We start from the raw sequence: 16,709 nt of genomic DNA, 5'->3' as shown, positions 1-16,709 counted from the left end.
CACCATGTCAACCAAGTCCGTCCTCCGTCCTCCCGACACCGGTGTCGCGCGCGGCAGGGTCTCGCTGCCCGACCGCATCGCGCTCCGCATCGGGATGTCGCTCATCATCTGGAGCCGGCGCACCCGTCGGCCCCCGATCGACCCCGCGTTGCGCGCCGAGCTCGTCCGCGAGCGGGAGCGCCGCGAAGCCGAGTGGCTCATGCTCGGCGTCGGCCTGCGCATGTGGCGCTGATCCCGGGCGCGAACTCCGCACCGTGCCGGGTTGCGAACGCCGCACCGTGCCGCGCCGCCCACTCCGGTGCGGCGTTGATCGCCCCGTGCGAGGTCGATGCCTCGCACGGGGCGACCAACCACGCACGGGCCGCGAACTCCGCACCGTGCGGAGACGCGAACAGCGCACCGTGCCGAGCTACGAAGGGCGCACCGTGCCGGATACGGCAGCCCGGCCACCGGCGCCCGCCCCGGTGCCGTGTTGGTTGATCCGTGCGAGGTCGATTCCCCGCACGGGGCGATCAACCGCGCACGGACCGCGAACGGCGCACCGTGCGGAGCTGCGAACGGCGCACCGTGCCGCGTGTGGGCCACGAACGCGGCACCGTGCCGCACGGAGCCGCAAACGCCGCACCATGCCCGCACGGCACGCGACGCCCCACCCGAGCCCGTACCGTTGTCGGGTGACCGAAACCGCAGCAGCCCTCGTCGAACGCCTGACCGCCATCGTCCCGGACTTCCCGAAGCCGGGGATCCTCTTCCGCGACGTCACGCCGGTGTTCTCGGACGCGGTGGCGTTCGGCCGTGTGTGCGAGGCCCTCGCAGCACCCTTCGCGGTGGGCGCCGGCTTCGACGCGGTCGCCGGCATCGAGGCGCGCGGCTTCGCCCTCGCAGGCGGGATCGCCGCGCAGCACCAGGTCGGCGTCCTGACCGTGCGCAAGGCGGGCAAGCTCCCCGGTGAGGTGCTCAGCGAGCAGTACGCCCTCGAGTACGGCGAGGCCGAGCTCGAGCTCCGCCCGGGGCAGCTCCCGGCCGGAACCCGGGTGCTCGTGGTCGACGACGTCCTCGCGACCGGGGGCACCGGCGCCGCGACCATCACGCTGCTCGAACGCGCCGGCTACGAGGCCGTCGGGTTCGCCGCCCTCCTCGAGCTCGACGGACTGCAGGGGCGTGAGCGGCTCGAGCCGCGGCTCACCGTCGCCACACTCGGCGTCGTCCCGGCCTGACCCGACCCGACATCCCGGGCTCCCCACGCGGCGCCCGATCGCTGCCCGGGCCACGCCCGACGACTAGCATTGCTGCACCACCAGAACGAGGAGTCCCCCCACGTGACCGAGTCAGTCGCCCCCGTACCCGTCGACGCGCCCCCGGCGCCCCAGCCCGTGACCGCGGAGACGACGACGACCGGCACCGAGCTCTTCGACGGCGTCCGCGGCGTCGTCGCGATCCGCGTCGCCGGCGTGCTCAAGGACCTCGCCGCCGAGGTGCAGGCGGGGGAGACCGCCGAGCCCGTCACCCTCGACGAGCAGGACGGCCTGGACATCCTCCGCCACTCCGCCGCGCACGTGCTCGCGCAGGCGGTCCAGCAGATCAACCCCGACGCCAAGCTCGGCATCGGCCCACCCGTCACCGACGGCTTCTACTACGACTTCGACGTCGCCGAGCCGTTCACGCCCGAGGACCTCAAGGCCATCGAGAAGGGCATGGACCGCATCGTCAAGCAGGCCCAGCGCTTCCGCCGCCGGGTCGTCACCGACGACGAGGCCCGCGACCTGATGGCGGGGGAGCCCTACAAGCAGGAGCTCATCGGCCTGAAGGGCGCCGCGTCCGAGGGTGACTCCGGCGAGAGCGTCGAGGTCGGAGCCGGCGAGCTCACGGTCTACGAGAACGTCGACCCGAAGTCCGGCGACGTCGTCTGGCAGGACCTCTGCCGCGGCCCGCACGTCCCGCACACCCGCTGGATCGGCAACGCCGCGAAGCTCATGCGCGTCGCCGCCGCGTACTGGCGTGGCTCGGAGAAGAACCCGCAGCTGCAGCGCATCTACGGCACCGCCTGGCCGGACAAGGACCAGCTGAAGGCCTACCTCGTCCGACTCGAGGAAGCCGCCAAGCGCGACCACCGCAAGCTCGGCGCCGAGCTCGACCTGTTCTCGTTCCCGGACGAGATCGGCTCGGGCCTGGCGATCTTCCACCCCAAGGGCGGCATCATCCGCCGCGAGATGGAGGACTACTCGCGCCGTCGGCACGAGCAGGAGGGCTACTCCTTCGTCTACACGCCGCACATCACCAAGGGCGACCTGTTCGAGCAGTCCGGACACCTCGGCTGGTACAAGGACGGCATGTTCCCGGCCATGCACATGGACGAGGCCCGTGACGAGGAGGGCAACGTCACCCGGCAGGGCGCGGACTACTACCTCAAGCCGATGAACTGCCCGATGCACATCCTGGCGTACCGCTCGCAGGCCCGTTCGTACCGCGACCTGCCCCTGCGGCTGTTCGAGTTCGGCACGGTCTACCGCAACGAGAAGTCCGGCGTCATCCACGGCCTCACCCGCGTGCGTGGCCTGACCCAGGACGACGCGCACATCTTCACCACCCAGGAGAAGATGAAGGAGGAGCTCACCACGACGCTGCAGTTCGTGCTCTCGCTCCTCCGCGACTACGGCCTGAACGACTTCTACCTCGAGCTCTCCACGAAGGACCCGGAGAAGTACGTCGGCGACGACGACGTGTGGGAGGTCGCGACGAACACGTTGCGCGAGGTCGCCGAGGAGTCCGGCCTCGAACTCGTGCCGGACCCGGCAGGTGCCGCGTTCTACGGCCCGAAGATCTCGGTGCAGGCACGCGACGCCATCGGTCGCACGTGGCAGATGTCGACCGTGCAGCTCGACTTCAACCTCCCGGAGCGCTTCGAGCTGGAGTACGCCGCCGCCGACGGCACCCGGCAGCGCCCCGTGATGATCCACCGCGCCCTGTTCGGCTCGATCGAGCGCTTCTTCGGTGTGCTCACCGAGCACTACGCGGGGGTGTTCCCGGCGTGGCTCGCTCCCGTGCAGGTCGTCGGCATCCCCGTGGCCGAGGAGTACGGCGACTACCTCGACCAGGTGATCGCGAAGCTCCGCGCGCACGGCGTCCGCGCCGAGGTCGACCACTCCGACGACCGCATGCAGAAGAAGATCCGCACGCACACCAAGCAGAAGGTCCCGTTCCAGCTCATCGCCGGCGGCGACGACCGTGACGCCGGCGCGGTCAGCTTCCGCTTCCGCGACGGCCGGCAGGACAACGGCGTGCCCGTGGACGAGGCGGTCGAGCGCATCCTCACCGCGATCCGCGAGCGCGCGCAGGTCTGATGGACGCCAGCCAGCCGGGAGGCCCGGAGCAGGTTCCGGAGGCCGGCCACGTCGACGACGTGGCCGGCCCCGACACGGTGGCCGCGGCCTTCAGTCCGGATCCGTTGGTGATCCGCGACGCCGCCACCGCCGCCGCCGTGCCGGACGCGTTCCAGCGCCTGTGGAACCCGCACCGGATGGCCTACATCGACGCCGGACGCGAGGGCGAGGGTCGTGGGCACAACGACGACTGCCCGTTCTGCGAAGCCCCGCGGAAGACCGACGAGGACGCCCTCATCGTCGCCAGGGGCGAGCACGCCTACGTGCTGCTGAACCTGTACCCGTACAACAACGGCCACGTGCTCGTCTGCCCGTACCGACACGTCGCGCTCTACGACGACGCCACCGCCGAGGAGATCCGTGAGGTCGGCGAGCTCACGCAGACCGCCATGCGGGTCCTGCGGCAGGTCGCGCACTGCGACGGCTTCAACATCGGGATGAACCAGGGCGAGGTCGCCGGCGCCGGTGTGGCCGCGCACCTGCACCAGCACGTCGTGCCCCGGTGGGAGTCCGACTCGAACTTCTTCCCGATCATCGCCAGGACGAAGTCGCTCTCCCAGATGCTCGGGGACACCCGCAGACTCGTCGCGGAAGCGTGGCCGGCGCAGCACTAGACTGGTCGCCATCATGAGCGACAGCACCAGCACCCCCGGACAGGACCCCATCGGCACGTCGATCACCGGCTCGTCCCGGGTCAAGCGCGGCCTCGCGGAGATGCTGAAGGGCGGCGTCATCATGGACGTCGTGGACGCCGAGCAGGCCCGCATCGCGGAAGAGGCCGGCGCGACGGCGGTCATGGCCCTCGAGCGTGTCCCCGCCGACATCCGCGCGCAGGGCGGCGTCGCTCGCATGTCCGACCCGTCGATGATCGAGGAGATCATCGCCGCGGTGTCGATCCCCGTCATGGCGAAAGCCCGCATCGGCCACTTCGTCGAGGCGCAGGTGCTGCAGGAGCTCGGTGTCGACTACATCGACGAGTCCGAGGTGCTGTCCCCGGCGGACTACGTCAACCACATCGACAAGTGGAACTTCACGACGCCCTTCGTCTGCGGTGCCACGAACCTCGGCGAGGCCCTCCGCCGCATCACCGAGGGCGCGGCGATGATCCGCTCCAAGGGCGAGGCCGGCACGGGCGACGTCTCCGAGGCGACGAAGCACATCCGCACGATCTCGAAGGAGATCGCGGCGCTCCGGTACCTCAAGGAGGACGAGCTCTACGTCGCCGCCAAGGAGCTGCAGGCGCCGTACGACGTCGTCAAGGAGGTCGCGGCGACCGGCAAGCTCCCCGTCGTGCTCTTCACCGCCGGCGGTGTCGCCACCCCGGCCGACGCCGCGATGATGATGCAGCTCGGCGCGGACGGCGTGTTCGTCGGCTCCGGCATCTTCAAGTCCGGCGACCCGGCCAAGCGCGCCGCGGCGATCGTCAAGGCGACGACGTTCCACGACGACCCGAAGGTCATCGCCGAGGTCTCCCGCGGCCTGGGCGAGGCGATGGTCGGCATCAACGTGGCCGACGTCCCCGCGCCGCACCGCCTCGCCGAGCGTGGCTGGTAGTCCGATCGGTGGTGCGGCACCCCGCATCGGGGTGCTCGCGCTGCAGGGCGACTTCCGCGAGCACATCGTCTCGCTGACCGAGCTCGGCGCCGACGTCGTGCCGCTCCGCCGTCCCGAGGAGATCCAGGCGCTCCACGGCGTCGTCGTCCCGGGCGGTGAGTCCAGCGTGATGGACAAACTGTCGCGGGCGTTCGGTGTCGCCGAGCCCCTGAGCGAGGCGATCCGCGGGGGACTGCCCACGTACGGCACCTGCGCCGGGATGATCATGCTCAGCCAGCGTCTCACCAGTGCCATCGCCGGGCAGCGGACGCTCGGGATCCTCGACACCACCGTCCGCCGGAACGCGTTCGGCAACCAGAACGACTCGTTCGAGATCGACATCCCGATGCCCGACCTCGGCGAGGCCCCGGTGCACGCGGTGTTCATCCGCGCGCCCGTCGTCGAGGACCGCGGCGCCGACGTCCACGTCCTCGGTGCACTCCCCGACGGCCAGGTCGTCGCCGTGCAGCAGGGGAACGTCATCGCCAGTGCGTTCCATCCCGAGGTCGCCGGCGAGGACCGCTTCCACCGCCGCTTCCTCGATCTCGTCCGCAGCGCCTGACCCGCGCCGCACTCCGTTCCGGACACAGCACCGCGAAGATCCCCGGTGCTGTGTCCGGATCGCGGTTCGCCGGTACACGCGACGCGACCACCCGCCGCCGCGACCACCCACCCGACGCGACCAGCGCGACGGGGCCGCGCCGGGCCTCCAGGCCGATGCCTGCGCGGCGGACCGCTAAACTGTCGGAGACTTTCCGCACGACGCAAGGAGAACCGTGTCCGGGCATTCCAAGTGGGCAACGACGAAGCACAAGAAGGCCGTCATCGACCAGCGACGCGCCAAGTCGTTCGCGAAGCTCATCAAGAACATCGAGGTCGCCGCGAAGATGGGCGGAGCCGACCTCTCCGGCAACCCGACGCTGGTCGACGCCGTGCAGAAGGCGAAGAAGACCTCGGTCCCCAACGACAACATCGACCGCGCGATCAAGCGTGGCGCCGGTCTCACCGGTGAGACCATCGAGTACACGACGATCATGTACGAGGGCTACGCCCCGAACGGCGTCGCGATGCTCATCGAGTGCCTCACGGACAACAAGAACCGTGCCGCCGCCGAGGTCCGCACCGCGATGTCCCGCAACGGCGGCACCATGGCCGACCCGGGCAGCGTCGCCTACAACTTCTCCCGCAAGGGCGTCATCTCGGTGACGAAGGTCGACGGACTGTCCGAGGACGACGTCATGACCGCGGTCCTCGACGCCGGCGTCGAGGACGTCATCGACCAGGGTGGCGGCTTCGAGGTCATCACCGAGGCGTCCGACCTCGTCGCGGCGCGCACCGCGCTGCAGGACGCCGGCATCGACTACGACTCCGCCGACGCCGAGTTCGTCCCCGGCCTCAAGGTCCCGGTCGACGCCGAGACGGCCCGCAAGGTGTTCCGCCTCATCGACGCGCTCGAGGACTCGGACGACGTCCAGAACGTCTACGCGAACTTCGACATCCCCGCCGACGTCCAGGCCGAGCTCGACGAGGACGAGGACTGACGTCCATGCCCTCCGGCCCCGTGCTCCGCGTGCTCGGGGTGGACCCCGGGCTCACCCGGTGCGGGGTCGGGGTGGTCGAGGTCACCCCTGACCGACGTGCCCGCATGGTGGCGGTCACGGTGGTCAGGACGCCCTCCGACATGGCGCTCGAACAGCGCCTGGTGCTGATCGCCGCCGGCATCGCGGAGCAGATCGAGGAGCACCGTCCCGACGCCGTCGCGGTCGAGCGGGTCTTCGCCCAGGCGAACGTCCGCACCGTGATGGGGACTGCGCAGGCCTCCGGGCTCGCGCTGCACGCCGCGGCGGTCCGGGGCATCCCCGTGGGCCTGCACACTCCGTCCGAGGTGAAGGCCGCCGTCACCGGCTACGGCAACGCCGACAAGAAGCAGGTGCAGGCGATGATCGCGCGCGTGCTCGGGCTGGCGGAGGCACCGAAGCCGGCCGACGCCGCCGACGCGCTCGCGCTCGCGGTCTGCCATGCCTGGAGGCTCGGTGCACCCGACCAGGTCGGCGCACCGTCCGGCACCCTGACGCCGGCCCAGCGCGCGTGGCGGGACGCGCAGGCCGGCACCGGCGGGCGCACCGCCGCGTCGCCGCTCGCACGGGCGGCGGCGGCCGCGGGTCGGGGGACCGGCGCGCAGCGTGCCGCGTCGGCGAGGTCGGCGGCTGCCCCTAGGCTCGGGGCATGATCGCGAGTCTCCGGGGCACCTGCATCGACGTCGCCGGATCCGCCGTCGTGATCGAGGTGGGGGGCGTCGGCTACGCCGTCACCGTGACCCCGGCACACGCGTTGACGATGCGCCACGGGGCCGAGGTCTTCGTCCGCACCGCCATGATCGTCCGCGAGGACGAGCAGCAGCTGTTCGGGTTCGAGTCGACCGACGCGCTCCGGGTCTTCGACCTGCTCCGCAGCGTCTCCGGCGTCGGCCCGAAGTCGGCGCTCGGGGTCCTCGCCCACATGGACCCCGCACAGATCGCGAACGCCGTCGCGCACGACGACGACGGTGCCTTCCGCAAGGTCTCCGGCATCGGTCCGAAGACCGCCAAGCTCATCATCGTGGCGCTCTCCGGCAAGCTCACCGCGTTCGAGTCTGCAGTCGCGGCCGGGTCCGCCGCGTCGTCCGCCACCGCACACCCCGCCGCCGAGGACGTCGTCACGGCGCTCGTCGGTCTCGGCTGGCGCGAGGACCACGCGCGGAGCGCCGTCGACGACACCATCGCGAACGAACCGGGTGTGGCGGCGATGGGCACGCAGGCGCTGCTCCGCGCCGCGCTCGGTGCCCTCCGTCCGACCGGGGCCGGGCGATGAGCGGCGGGATCACCGCCGCCGACGCCCAGTCGCCGGAGGAACTCGCGTTCGAGGGTGCGCTCCGGCCGAGGTCCCTGGCCGAGTTCGTCGGGCAGCGCAAGGTCCGTGGGCAGCTCGACCTCCTGCTCAAGGCGGCCGCGATGCAGGACCGCACGCCCGACCACATCCTCATGGCCGGCCCTCCCGGCCTCGGCAAGACCACGCTCGCGATGATCGTCGCGCACGAGTCCGGTCGCCCGCTGCGGATGTCGAGCGGACCGGCGATCCAGCACGCCGGTGACCTCGCGGCCGTGCTCTCGTCGCTCATGCCCGGCGAGGTCCTCTTCATCGACGAGATCCACCGGATGGCGCGCTCGGCGGAGGAGATGCTGTACCTCGCGATGGAGGACTTCCGGATCGACGTCATGGTCGGCAAGGGCGCCGGCGCGACGAGCATCCCGCTCGACCTGGCGCCGTTCACCCTGGTCGGGGCGACCACCCGCGCCGGGCTCCTGCCGAACCCCCTGCGCGACCGCTTCGGCTTCACCGCGCACCTCGAGTTCTACGAGCGCGACGAGCTCGAGCAGGTCCTCATCCGCGCCGCACACCTGCTCGAACTCGACTTCGACCGATTCGCCCTGCGGGAGATCGCCGGGCGGTCGCGGGGGACACCGCGCATCGCGAACCGCCTGCTGCGCCGCGTGCGGGACTACGCGCTCGTGCACGGCACGCGGGACGGCATGGCCGCGGTGCAGGGCGCTCTCGAGCTGTACGACGTCGACGAGTACGGCCTGGACCGTCTCGACCGTGCCGTGCTCGACACCATGCTGACCCGCTTCGACGGGGGACCGGTCGGGCTGAACACGCTCGCGGTGTCGGTCGGTGAGGAGTCCGAGACGATCGAGTCCGTCGTGGAGCCGTTCCTCGTCCGCATCGGCCTGGTCACCCGGACCCCGCGTGGGCGCATCGCGACCCCGGCGGCGTGGCGGCACCTCGGGCTGACGCCAGGCGCCGGCGGCGTCGGACCGCAGCCCGGGCTCTTCGACGACGACCAGCCCGACTGACCCGGCCCGACCGGGTCGGAAGCCACAGCCGCGTGCCCTAGACTGCTACGGCCCGAAACCGAAATACCAGAGAAGGCATCGCAATCATGGGTCAAGAAGTCATCCTCATCGTCATCGTCGTGGCGTTCGCGGCCTTCATGTTCTACAACAGCCGGAAGCGCAAGAAGCAGCAGTCGGACCTCGCGACCAAGATGGTTCCCGGTGCCCGCGTGATGCTCTCCTTCGGCCTCTACGGCACCCTCCTCTCCGTCGACGACGAGAAGGTCACCGCCGACGTCGAGATCGCTCCCGGCACCGTCGTCACCGTGCACCGTCAGACGCTGTCCCGCGTCGTCGACGACAGCGCATCCGACATCGAGACCACCGCGACGCCGGAGGACGAGCCGAAGGCCGTCCAGCAGAACGCGGCGGCCGCCTACGACGAGCGCAGCACACGAGGGCCCGTCGCCGAGCTGAACGGCGAGCCGATCTACGGCGAACGTGCCGACGAGGCCGAACAGACGAAGCGCAAGTCCGAGGACTGATCCGCTCGGCCGTCGGGACACGCTCGTGACCCGGCGGCATCACTCCGTCCGCCGACGTCACCCGTCGACGGTCCTGACAGAAAGACGAGACGACCGGTGGCACGATCGACACCCGTCAAGAAAGCGCTGCGCTCGCTCACCTGGTTGGTGATCCTGATGGCGATCCTCGCGGGCCTGAACACGGCCGCGTCGATCCTCGCCAGCACCACCAAGGACGACACGGGCAAGTGGTTCGCCGGCGCGAGCTGGGTCCCCGAGCTCGCCCTGGACCTGCAGGGCGGCACGCAGTTGACCCTGGCCGCGCAGACCACCGGCGGCGACCTGGTGACCGCGGACCAGCTGCGGCAGGCGGTGGACATCATCCGGCAGCGTGTCAACGCCACCGGCGTCTCGGAGACCGAGATCAACACCCAGGGTGCGAACAACATCGTGGTGTCGATCCCGGGCAAGCCCGACCAGCAGACGATCAACCGCATCGAGGCGGCCGCGAAGCTGACGTTCCGACCGGTGCTCTACACCGAGGCCGCCACGAACACGGCGGTCGGCGACGGCAAGAACTCCACCGCGTCCCCGACGCCGTACTCACCGCCCGCGTCGCTCCAGGCGACACCGAGCGCGAAGCCGTCGAACGCGAGCGACCTCAGCTGGGCCACGCCGAAGCTGCAGGACCTCTACACGAACTACGACTGCAAGGCCCCCGACGACGTGTCGGCAGCGCCGGACGACCAGCCGCTCGTCACCTGCGACCAGGACGGTGCCGCGAAGTACATCCTCGGTCCGGTCGAGGTCTCCGGCGCCGACATCAGCAACGCCACCTCGGGCCTCGCGACGTCGTCGCAGGGCACCACCACGGGTGAGTGGGCCGTGAACCTGACGTTCAACGGCGCCGGCACCAAGGACTTCGCCACGGTCACGAACCGCCTCGTCAAGCTGCAGCAGCCGCAGAACCAGTTCGCCATCGTCCTCGACGGCAACGTCATCACGGCGCCGACCACGAACAGCGCGATCACCAACGGGAAGGCGCAGATCAGCGGGTCGTTCACCGCCGAGTCCGCGAAGACCCTCGCCGACCAGCTGAAGTACGGCGCGCTGCCGATCAACTTCAAGGTCCAGTCCAACGAGAACATCTCCGCGACCCTCGGGTCCGCACAGCTGATCGGCGGCCTCATCGCCGGTCTGATCGGGTTGATCCTCGTGATCATCTACTCGGTCATCCAGTACCGCGCCCTCGCGTTCGTGACGGTCCTGTCGCTCGGGGTGGCCGCCGCGCTGACGTACCTCGTCATCGCGATCATGTCCTGGCGGGTCGACTACCGACTGTCGTTGGCCGGTGTCGCGGGGTTGATCGTGGCGATCGGCATCACGGCCGACTCGTTCATCGTGTACTTCGAGCGCATCCGCGACGAGCTCCGCGACGGCAAGGCGCTCGAGGGTGCGGTCGAGGGCGGCTGGCGTCGAGCGATCCGCACGATCCTCGCATCGGACTCGATCAACTTCCTCGCGGCGATCGTGCTCTACATCCTCGCGGTCAGCGACGTGAAGGGCTTCGCGTTCACGCTCCTGCTCACGACCCTGATCGACGTCGTGGTCGTGATCCTGTTCACCCACCCGATGCTGCAGCTCGTCGCGCGCCGTCGCTTCTTCAACGAGGGGCACCGGTTCAGCGGGCTGGACGCCTCGGCACTCGGCGCCGTCTACCGGGGCCGCGCACAGTTCCGTGCGCCGGTCGTGGACGGCAAGCGGCAGCGCAGTGCCGGTGAGGCGCAGCGTCGACAGACCATCGCGGAACGCAAGGCCGGCAACGGCGACGACGGCGGCAAGCCGAACGGGAAGGACAGCTGATGGCGAGCTTCAGCCAGTTCGGCAACGACCTCTACACGGGCAAGCGCTCGTACGACATCGTCGGGCGCCGTCGCACCTGGTACCTCATCGCGATCATCGCGATCGTGGTCTCCCTGGCCGTTCCGTGGCTCCGCGGCGGCTACCAGCTCGGCATCGAGTTCACCGGAGGCTCCGAGTTCACGATCTCGGACGTCTCGACCACGAACCAGAACCTCGCGACGAACGCCGTCGAGAAGGTCGTCTCGGACGAGATCCCCCGGGTGTCCCAGCTCGGACAGCACGGGCTGCGTGTGCAGGTCGGCCAGCTCACCGACGCCGAGACGACGCAGATCCAGCGGTCGCTGGCCGACGCGTACGACGTCGACACGAGCAAGGTCGCGTCGACCTTCATCGGAGCGACGTGGGGTGCTGACGTCCTCGCCCAGGCGATCCGGGGTCTGGTCATCTTCCTGGCGTTGGCCGCCGTGTTCATGGCGCTGTACTTCCGCACCTGGAAGATGTCCCTCTCGGCGATGGTCGCGCTGCTCCACGACCTCCTGATCACCGCCGGCGTGTACGGCATCGTCGGTCTCGAGGTCACCCCGGCCGCCGTCATCGGCTTCCTGACCATCCTCGGGTACTCGCTGTACGACACGGTCGTGGTGTTCGACAAGGTCCGCGAGAACACGGCGCAGGAGTCGCACCGCACCTTCGTGCAGTCGGTGAACCTCGCGGTGAACCAGACGCTCGTCCGCTCGATCAACACGTCCGTCGTGGCCCTGCTCCCCGTCGCGGCGATCCTCTTCATCGGGTCGTACGTCCTCGGCGCCGGGACGCTCCGCGACATCTCGCTCGCCCTCTTCATCGGCATCATCGTCGGCACCTACTCGACGATCTTCATCGCGTCGCCGATGTACGCGCACCTGCGGGAGAACGAGCCGAAGGTCAAGCAGGCCGACGCGAAGAAGACCGCGGCGGCGAAGAAGCGCGCCGACGCAGCGGCGGCGGTGGACGCATGACCGACATCGAGGAGATCTCCGCCGACCAGGCCATGCAGCGGGTCGCGGCCGGTGCGCGGCTCTACGACGTGCGGGAGCAGGGGGAGTGGGACGAGGTGCACGCGCCGCAGGCCACCCTCGTGCCGATGTCCGCCTTCCAGGAACGGTGGACCGAGATCCAGCCCACCGACGAACCGGCGATCATCGTGTGCCACTCGGGGATGCGCTCGGCCCGCGTCGCCGCGGCGCTCGAGCAGGCGGGGGTGCCCGCGGTGAGCCTCGCCGGTGGGATGGTGGAGTGGGAAGCGGGCGGCGGCCCGGTGGAGCGCGGCGCCGCCGACGGCGGCCACGAGCACTGAGCCGACGCCCCGGCGCTGAGCGCAGGTGTGACGACGGGCACCGACCCGACGCCCGGACGCTCGTCGCGAACGTGGTCACGGGCACCGACCCGACGCGCGTAGGCTTGCGAGATCGAGTTCGGCCCGTTCGAGTTCCGGGAGACGCAGCATGACGGACATCCGTGAGTCGTCGAAGCACGACGACGCCACGCCGAGCCGCCCCGGCGCATCGCCGCTCCCCGCGAGCCCGCCGCTCGGTCCGAACACCACCGGGAACCTCGGGTCCCTCCGTTCGCTGCTGCCGCGCCTGTTCTCCCGCGCCCAGCCGGCCGGCGCCGTCGACACGCTGATCCGCACGGTGCGCTCGCACCACCCGAAGGCCGACGTCACGCTCATCGAGCGGGCGTACTCGGTCGCGGAGCGCGCCCACGACGGGCAGAAGCGGAAGTCGGGGGAGCCGTACATCACGCACCCCGTGGCGGTCGCGCAGATCCTCGCCGACCTCGGGATCGGGCCGATCACCATCGCCGCTGCCCTCCTCCACGACACCGTCGAGGACACCGACTACCAGCTCGACCAGCTCCGCCAGGACTTCGGCGACGAGATCGCGATGCTCGTCGACGGCGTCACGAAGCTCGACAAGGTCAAGTACGGCGACAGCGCGCAGGCCGAGACCGTCCGCAAGATGGTCATCGCCATGTCGAAGGACATCCGTGTCCTCGTGATCAAGCTCGCGGATCGCCTGCACAACGCGCGCACCTGGGGCTTCGTCGAGTCCGCCTCCGCCACGCGGAAGGCCAAGGAGACCCTCGAGATCTACGCGCCGCTCGCGCACCGTCTCGGCATCCAGATGATCAAGCTCGAGCTCGAGGACCTGTCGTTCGCGGTCCTGCACCCGAAGCTCTACGTCGAGATCGACAGCCTGGTCAAGGAACGGCAGCCCAAGCGCGAGCAGTTCGTCCAGAACGTCATCGGCACGCTGAAGAAGGACCTCAAAGCCGCCAAGGTCCGCGGCGACGTGATGGGCCGGCCGAAGCAGTACTACTCGATCTACCAGAAGATGATCGTGCGGGGTCGCGAGTTCGACGAGATCTACGACCTCGTGGGCATCCGCGTGCTCGTCCCGACGGTCCGCGACTGTTACGCGATGCTCGGCTCCGTGCACGCCAGGTGGACTCCGCTGCCCGGCCGCTTCAAGGACTACATCGCGACGCCGAAGTTCAACCTGTACCAGTCGCTGCACACGACGGTCCTCGGGCCGCAGGGCCGGCCGGTCGAGATCCAGATCCGCACGCACGAGATGCACCAGCGCGCCGAGTTCGGTGTCGCCGCGCACTGGAAGTACAAGCAGCGTGCCGCCGGCAGGGACGTCGACACCTCGAGTGCCACCGACCAGGACATGGCGTGGCTCGCCCACATCACGGACTGGCAGGCGGAGACGAGCGACCCCGGCGAGTTCCTCGACTCGCTGCGGTACGAGATCGGCGCGAAGGAGACCTACGTCTTCACACCGCAGGGCAAGGTCATCGGCCTGCCCGCGGGTGCGACACCGGTGGACTTCGCGTACGCCGTGCACACCGAGATCGGCCACCGCACGATGGGCGCGAAGGTCAACGGGCGGCTGGTGCCGCTCGAGAGCGCGCTGTCCAGCGGCGACGTCGTCGAGATCTTCACGTCGAAGAACCCCGACTCCGGACCCAGTCAGGACTGGCTGACGTTCGTCCGCAGCCCCCGCGCCCGCAACAAGATCAAGCAGTGGTTCACGAAGGAGCGCCGCGAGGAGGCGATCGAGCAGGGCCGCGACGCCATCGCGCGGGCGATGCGCAAGCAGAACCTGCCGCTCCAGCGCATCATGAGCCAGGACTCCATCTCCGAGGTGGCGTCGGCGATGCGGTACGACGACGTCTCCGCGCTGTACGCGGCGATCGGCGAGGGACACGTGTCCACCCAGTCGGTGATCGAGAAGGTCCTCGCCGGCGTCCAGTCGGAGACGGAGACCGACGAGCCGGAGCTCGCCTTCCCCCGGCAGGTGACGAGCCGGCAGCTGCGCAACAGCGACAGCGGCGTGCTCGTCCGTGGGGCGCCGGACATCCTCGTCAAGCTCGCGAAGTGCTGCACGCCGGTCCCCGGGGACCAGATCGTCGGGTTCATCACCCGCGGGCAGGGCGTCTCGGTCCACCAGGCGTCGTGCACGAACGTGAAGTCGCTCATGAACGAGCCCGACCGCATGATCGAGGTGGAGTGGGCGCCGTCGTCCAAGTCGGTGTTCCTCGTCCAGATCCAGATCGAGGCCCTCGATCGGTCGGGGCTGCTCAGCGACGTCACCCGCGTGTTGACCGACCACCACGTGAACATCCTGTCCGCGACGGTGTCCACGTCCTCCGATCGGCTGGCGCTGAGCCGGTTCGTGTTCGAGATGGGCGACACCACGCACCTCGACCGGGTCCTGAACGCCGTGCGCCGGATCGACGCGGTCTACGACGTGTACCGCGTCAGCGCCGGCTGACCCCGGAGCCGTCCGCAGCGCGGAGCTCCAGCCCCGCGAGCCGCCGTTCCGCCTGCCGCACCATGGGCACCGTGCCGAGTGCCCGGAGCCGTGCACGGACAGCGGTCGGCGCCGTGCCGGTGGCGACGAGGAGCCCGTGGACGGGCTCGGCGCGGTCTGCCCAGTCGTCGGGGTCGACCGTCCGCAGCAGGTCGACGGCCGTGCGCACCGGCGTGGTCACCCGGGCGCCCTCGACGGGCCCGCCGACCAGGACGACGTCGGCCGGGTGGAGCGCGATCTCCCGCACCCGTCCTGCTCCGCGGCGACGGACGCGGAGTCCGTCCTCGACGCAGGCGTCGTGGGGGAGTGGTGGTCGTGAGGATCCGCCCCAGATCCAGGTGGCGCTCAGCCCGCAGGCGATGATCCGCGGGTCACCGACGCTCCACCGGAACGACGCCGCGCGGAGCCCGGGGTCCTGGGGTTCTGCGACGGACGCCCAACACTCGCCGACGGCGACGAGTTCACCGGCGAGCACCGCGCCCCGCAGCTCGGCCTCGGGCCAGTCGTCGGTCGTGACGATTCGGGGGACGCGCACTCGGCCATCCTCCCGCACGTGCCCGCGACCGTGCCCCCGCTGTGGACAGCCGGACACCGCCCGGCAGGGTCAGCGCAGGACGTGCGCCCGGTGCACCAGTGCCGCCGCCCCGATGAGCGGCCCGTCCTGGGACAGTCCGGTCGGCACGATCCGCACCTTCGTGACGAACCCGAACTCGACCCGTTCGGCGACCGCCTGCCTGGCGTACTCGAACAGGTCGGGCGTGACGTGCGAGAACCCGCCGCCGATCGCGACCACCTCGAGGTCCACCAGCGACGTCGCGGCGGCGATCGCCTGACCGAGCGCCCGGCCGCTGCGCCGGACCGCCGCCACGGCGACCTCGTCGTCGGCCGCGTAGGCGGCTGCCAGTTCCTCGCCCGTCGTCCCGGTGAAGCCGTGCCGTCTCGCCCAGGCGACGGTCTTCGGACCACTGGCCACGGCCTCCAGGCAGCCGGTGCCGCCGCAGGCGCACGCGTCGTCGAACCCGCCGCACTCGACGTGTCCGATGTGCCCGGCGTTGCCGGTGGGGCCGCTGACGGTCCGGCCGTGCAGGATGAGCCCGCCGCCGACACCCGTCGAGACGATCATGCCCATCACATGGTCGGACCCCTGTGCCGCTCCGAGCCAGTGCTCGGCGAGCGTGATCGCGAGCCCGTCCATGCGCAGCGTGACCGGCGTCCCGGCGGGCACCAGCGCCGCGATGCGGTCGCGGAGCGGGTAGCCGCGCCAGACGGGCATGTTCAGCGGCGAGACGAGGCCGTGTTCCTCGTCCACGGGTCCGGCCGAGCCGATCCCGACGCCGGCCAGGGCCGCGTCGGCCGGCAGCGCAGCGAGCGCTCCGCGCACGGCCTCGTCGACGGCCGCCTGCAGCTGTTCCGAGGACCGCTCCGGCCCGGTGGGGCTCCGGAACCGACTGCCCGGCAGCACGACGCCCTGGTCGCTGACCAGGGCGGCCTCCACCTTCGTGCCGCCGAGGTCCACGGCGAGGGCGAGCCCTCCCGACGAGGTGGTGGTGGGTGCGGTGTTCGACATGGACGCTCCGATGCGACGGTCGGGAGGCTCGGGCAGCTCCCGACGCGCAC

The 16,709-nt window shown here is 70.5% G+C and carries 17 protein-coding genes; 15 read left to right on the top strand and 2 right to left on the bottom strand.

The window, feature by feature from the left end; all coding sequences use genetic code 11:
• Nucleotides 1-4 precede the first annotated feature (4 nt).
• The 15 genes from FS641_RS01005 to FS641_RS00935 all read left to right on the top strand — a co-directional run bounded on the left by FS641_RS01005 (nt 5) and on the right by FS641_RS00935 (nt 15,053).
• Nucleotides 5-232 (top strand): hypothetical protein, encoded by a 228-nt coding sequence (locus FS641_RS01005; protein WP_144758599.1) that lies wholly within the window; start codon nt 5-7, stop codon nt 230-232.
• 442 nt (nt 233-674) lie between these two features.
• Nucleotides 675-1,217 (top strand): adenine phosphoribosyltransferase, encoded by a 543-nt coding sequence (locus tag FS641_RS01000; RefSeq protein WP_144758596.1) that lies wholly within the window; start codon nt 675-677, stop codon nt 1,215-1,217.
• Nucleotides 1,218-1,373: 156 nt separating this feature from the next.
• The gene (gene thrS / locus FS641_RS00995; RefSeq protein ID WP_144759803.1) at nt 1,374-3,341 is read left to right on the top strand and encodes a threonine--tRNA ligase; all 1,968 of its coding nucleotides are present in this window, start codon (nt 1,374-1,376) and stop codon (nt 3,339-3,341) included.
• Nucleotides 3,341-3,994 carry an HIT domain-containing protein gene (locus FS641_RS00990; RefSeq protein WP_144758593.1) on the top strand — a complete coding sequence of 218 codons (654 nt, stop codon included), beginning with the start codon at nt 3,341-3,343 and terminating at the stop codon, nt 3,992-3,994. Before thrS ends, FS641_RS00990 begins: the two co-directional genes overlap by 1 nt.
• A 13-nt stretch (nt 3,995-4,007) precedes the next feature.
• Nucleotides 4,008-4,934 (top strand): pyridoxal 5'-phosphate synthase lyase subunit PdxS, encoded by a 927-nt coding sequence (gene pdxS, locus FS641_RS00985; protein WP_186317516.1) that lies wholly within the window; start codon nt 4,008-4,010, stop codon nt 4,932-4,934.
• Nucleotides 4,924-5,535 carry a pyridoxal 5'-phosphate synthase glutaminase subunit PdxT gene (gene pdxT / locus FS641_RS00980; protein ID WP_144758590.1) on the top strand — a complete coding sequence of 204 codons (612 nt, stop codon included), beginning with the start codon at nt 4,924-4,926 and terminating at the stop codon, nt 5,533-5,535. Before pdxS ends, pdxT begins: the two co-directional genes overlap by 11 nt.
• 214 nt (nt 5,536-5,749) lie before the next feature.
• Complete coding sequence (locus FS641_RS00975) at nt 5,750-6,514, top strand: YebC/PmpR family DNA-binding transcriptional regulator (protein WP_144758587.1); 765 nt, start codon at nt 5,750-5,752, stop codon at nt 6,512-6,514.
• 5 nt (nt 6,515-6,519) lie between these two features.
• Nucleotides 6,520-7,203: a crossover junction endodeoxyribonuclease RuvC gene (gene ruvC, locus FS641_RS00970; RefSeq protein WP_144758584.1), complete on the top strand. Its 684-nt coding sequence runs from the start codon at nt 6,520-6,522 to the stop codon at nt 7,201-7,203.
• The gene (gene ruvA, locus FS641_RS00965; protein WP_144758581.1) at nt 7,200-7,823 is read left to right on the top strand and encodes a Holliday junction branch migration protein RuvA; all 624 of its coding nucleotides are present in this window, start codon (nt 7,200-7,202) and stop codon (nt 7,821-7,823) included. The genes ruvC and ruvA overlap by 4 nt, the downstream gene beginning before the upstream one ends.
• Nucleotides 7,820-8,866 carry a Holliday junction branch migration DNA helicase RuvB gene (ruvB, locus tag FS641_RS00960; protein WP_144758578.1) on the top strand — a complete coding sequence of 349 codons (1,047 nt, stop codon included), beginning with the start codon at nt 7,820-7,822 and terminating at the stop codon, nt 8,864-8,866. Before ruvA ends, ruvB begins: the two co-directional genes overlap by 4 nt.
• A gap of 86 nt (nt 8,867-8,952) precedes the next feature.
• The gene (yajC, locus tag FS641_RS00955) at nt 8,953-9,390 is read left to right on the top strand and encodes a preprotein translocase subunit YajC (RefSeq protein ID WP_144758575.1); all 438 of its coding nucleotides are present in this window, start codon (nt 8,953-8,955) and stop codon (nt 9,388-9,390) included.
• A gap of 96 nt (nt 9,391-9,486) precedes the next feature.
• Nucleotides 9,487-11,232 (top strand): protein translocase subunit SecD, encoded by a 1,746-nt coding sequence (gene secD, locus FS641_RS00950; RefSeq protein ID WP_144758572.1) that lies wholly within the window; start codon nt 9,487-9,489, stop codon nt 11,230-11,232.
• Nucleotides 11,232-12,230, top strand: a complete 999-nt coding sequence (gene secF, locus FS641_RS00945; protein ID WP_144758569.1) for a protein translocase subunit SecF — start codon at nt 11,232-11,234, stop codon at nt 12,228-12,230. The genes secD and secF overlap by 1 nt, the downstream gene beginning before the upstream one ends.
• Nucleotides 12,227-12,568, top strand: coding sequence for a rhodanese-like domain-containing protein (locus tag FS641_RS00940; protein ID WP_144758566.1), 342 nt, complete (start codon nt 12,227-12,229; stop codon nt 12,566-12,568). The genes secF and FS641_RS00940 overlap by 4 nt, the downstream gene beginning before the upstream one ends.
• A 148-nt stretch (nt 12,569-12,716) precedes the next feature.
• Nucleotides 12,717-15,053 carry a bifunctional (p)ppGpp synthetase/guanosine-3',5'-bis(diphosphate) 3'-pyrophosphohydrolase gene (locus tag FS641_RS00935; protein WP_260855569.1) on the top strand — a complete coding sequence of 779 codons (2,337 nt, stop codon included), beginning with the start codon at nt 12,717-12,719 and terminating at the stop codon, nt 15,051-15,053.
• Here the strand turns inward: FS641_RS00935 and FS641_RS00930 are convergent.
• Nucleotides 15,040-15,627 (bottom strand): hypothetical protein, encoded by a 588-nt coding sequence (locus FS641_RS00930; protein WP_144758564.1) that lies wholly within the window; start codon nt 15,625-15,627, stop codon nt 15,040-15,042. The genes FS641_RS00935 and FS641_RS00930 overlap by 14 nt on opposite strands.
• A gap of 69 nt (nt 15,628-15,696) precedes the next feature.
• Nucleotides 15,697-16,659 carry an ROK family protein gene (locus FS641_RS00925; protein ID WP_144758561.1) on the bottom strand — a complete coding sequence of 321 codons (963 nt, stop codon included), beginning with the start codon at nt 16,657-16,659 and terminating at the stop codon, nt 15,697-15,699.
• Nucleotides 16,660-16,709: the final 50 nt, after the last annotated feature.

Source organism: Curtobacterium sp. 9128 (assembly GCF_007673775.1).
Taxonomy (GTDB): domain Bacteria; phylum Actinomycetota; class Actinomycetes; order Actinomycetales; family Microbacteriaceae; genus Curtobacterium.
The sequence above is the reverse complement of the archived record's forward strand: the minus strand, read 5'-3'. Positions and strand labels throughout refer to the sequence as shown.

Coding starts and splice junctions, on each gene's coding strand:
- ruvA (WP_144758581.1), top strand. CDS start 7,200: ATGATCGCGAGTCTCCGGGGCACCTGCATCGACGTCGCCGGATCCGCC.
- FS641_RS00940 (WP_144758566.1), top strand. CDS start 12,227: ATGACCGACATCGAGGAGATCTCCGCCGACCAGGCCATGCAGCGGGTC.
- FS641_RS00935 (WP_260855569.1), top strand. CDS start 12,717: ATGACGGACATCCGTGAGTCGTCGAAGCACGACGACGCCACGCCGAGC.
- pdxS (WP_186317516.1), top strand. CDS start 4,008: ATGAGCGACAGCACCAGCACCCCCGGACAGGACCCCATCGGCACGTCG.
- yajC (WP_144758575.1), top strand. CDS start 8,953: ATGGGTCAAGAAGTCATCCTCATCGTCATCGTCGTGGCGTTCGCGGCC.
- ruvC (WP_144758584.1), top strand. CDS start 6,520: ATGCCCTCCGGCCCCGTGCTCCGCGTGCTCGGGGTGGACCCCGGGCTC.
- FS641_RS01005 (WP_144758599.1), top strand. CDS start 5: ATGTCAACCAAGTCCGTCCTCCGTCCTCCCGACACCGGTGTCGCGCGC.
- FS641_RS00925 (WP_144758561.1), bottom strand. CDS start 16,659: ATGTCGAACACCGCACCCACCACCACCTCGTCGGGAGGGCTCGCCCTC.
- secF (WP_144758569.1), top strand. CDS start 11,232: ATGGCGAGCTTCAGCCAGTTCGGCAACGACCTCTACACGGGCAAGCGC.
- FS641_RS00990 (WP_144758593.1), top strand. CDS start 3,341: ATGGACGCCAGCCAGCCGGGAGGCCCGGAGCAGGTTCCGGAGGCCGGC.
- ruvB (WP_144758578.1), top strand. CDS start 7,820: ATGAGCGGCGGGATCACCGCCGCCGACGCCCAGTCGCCGGAGGAACTC.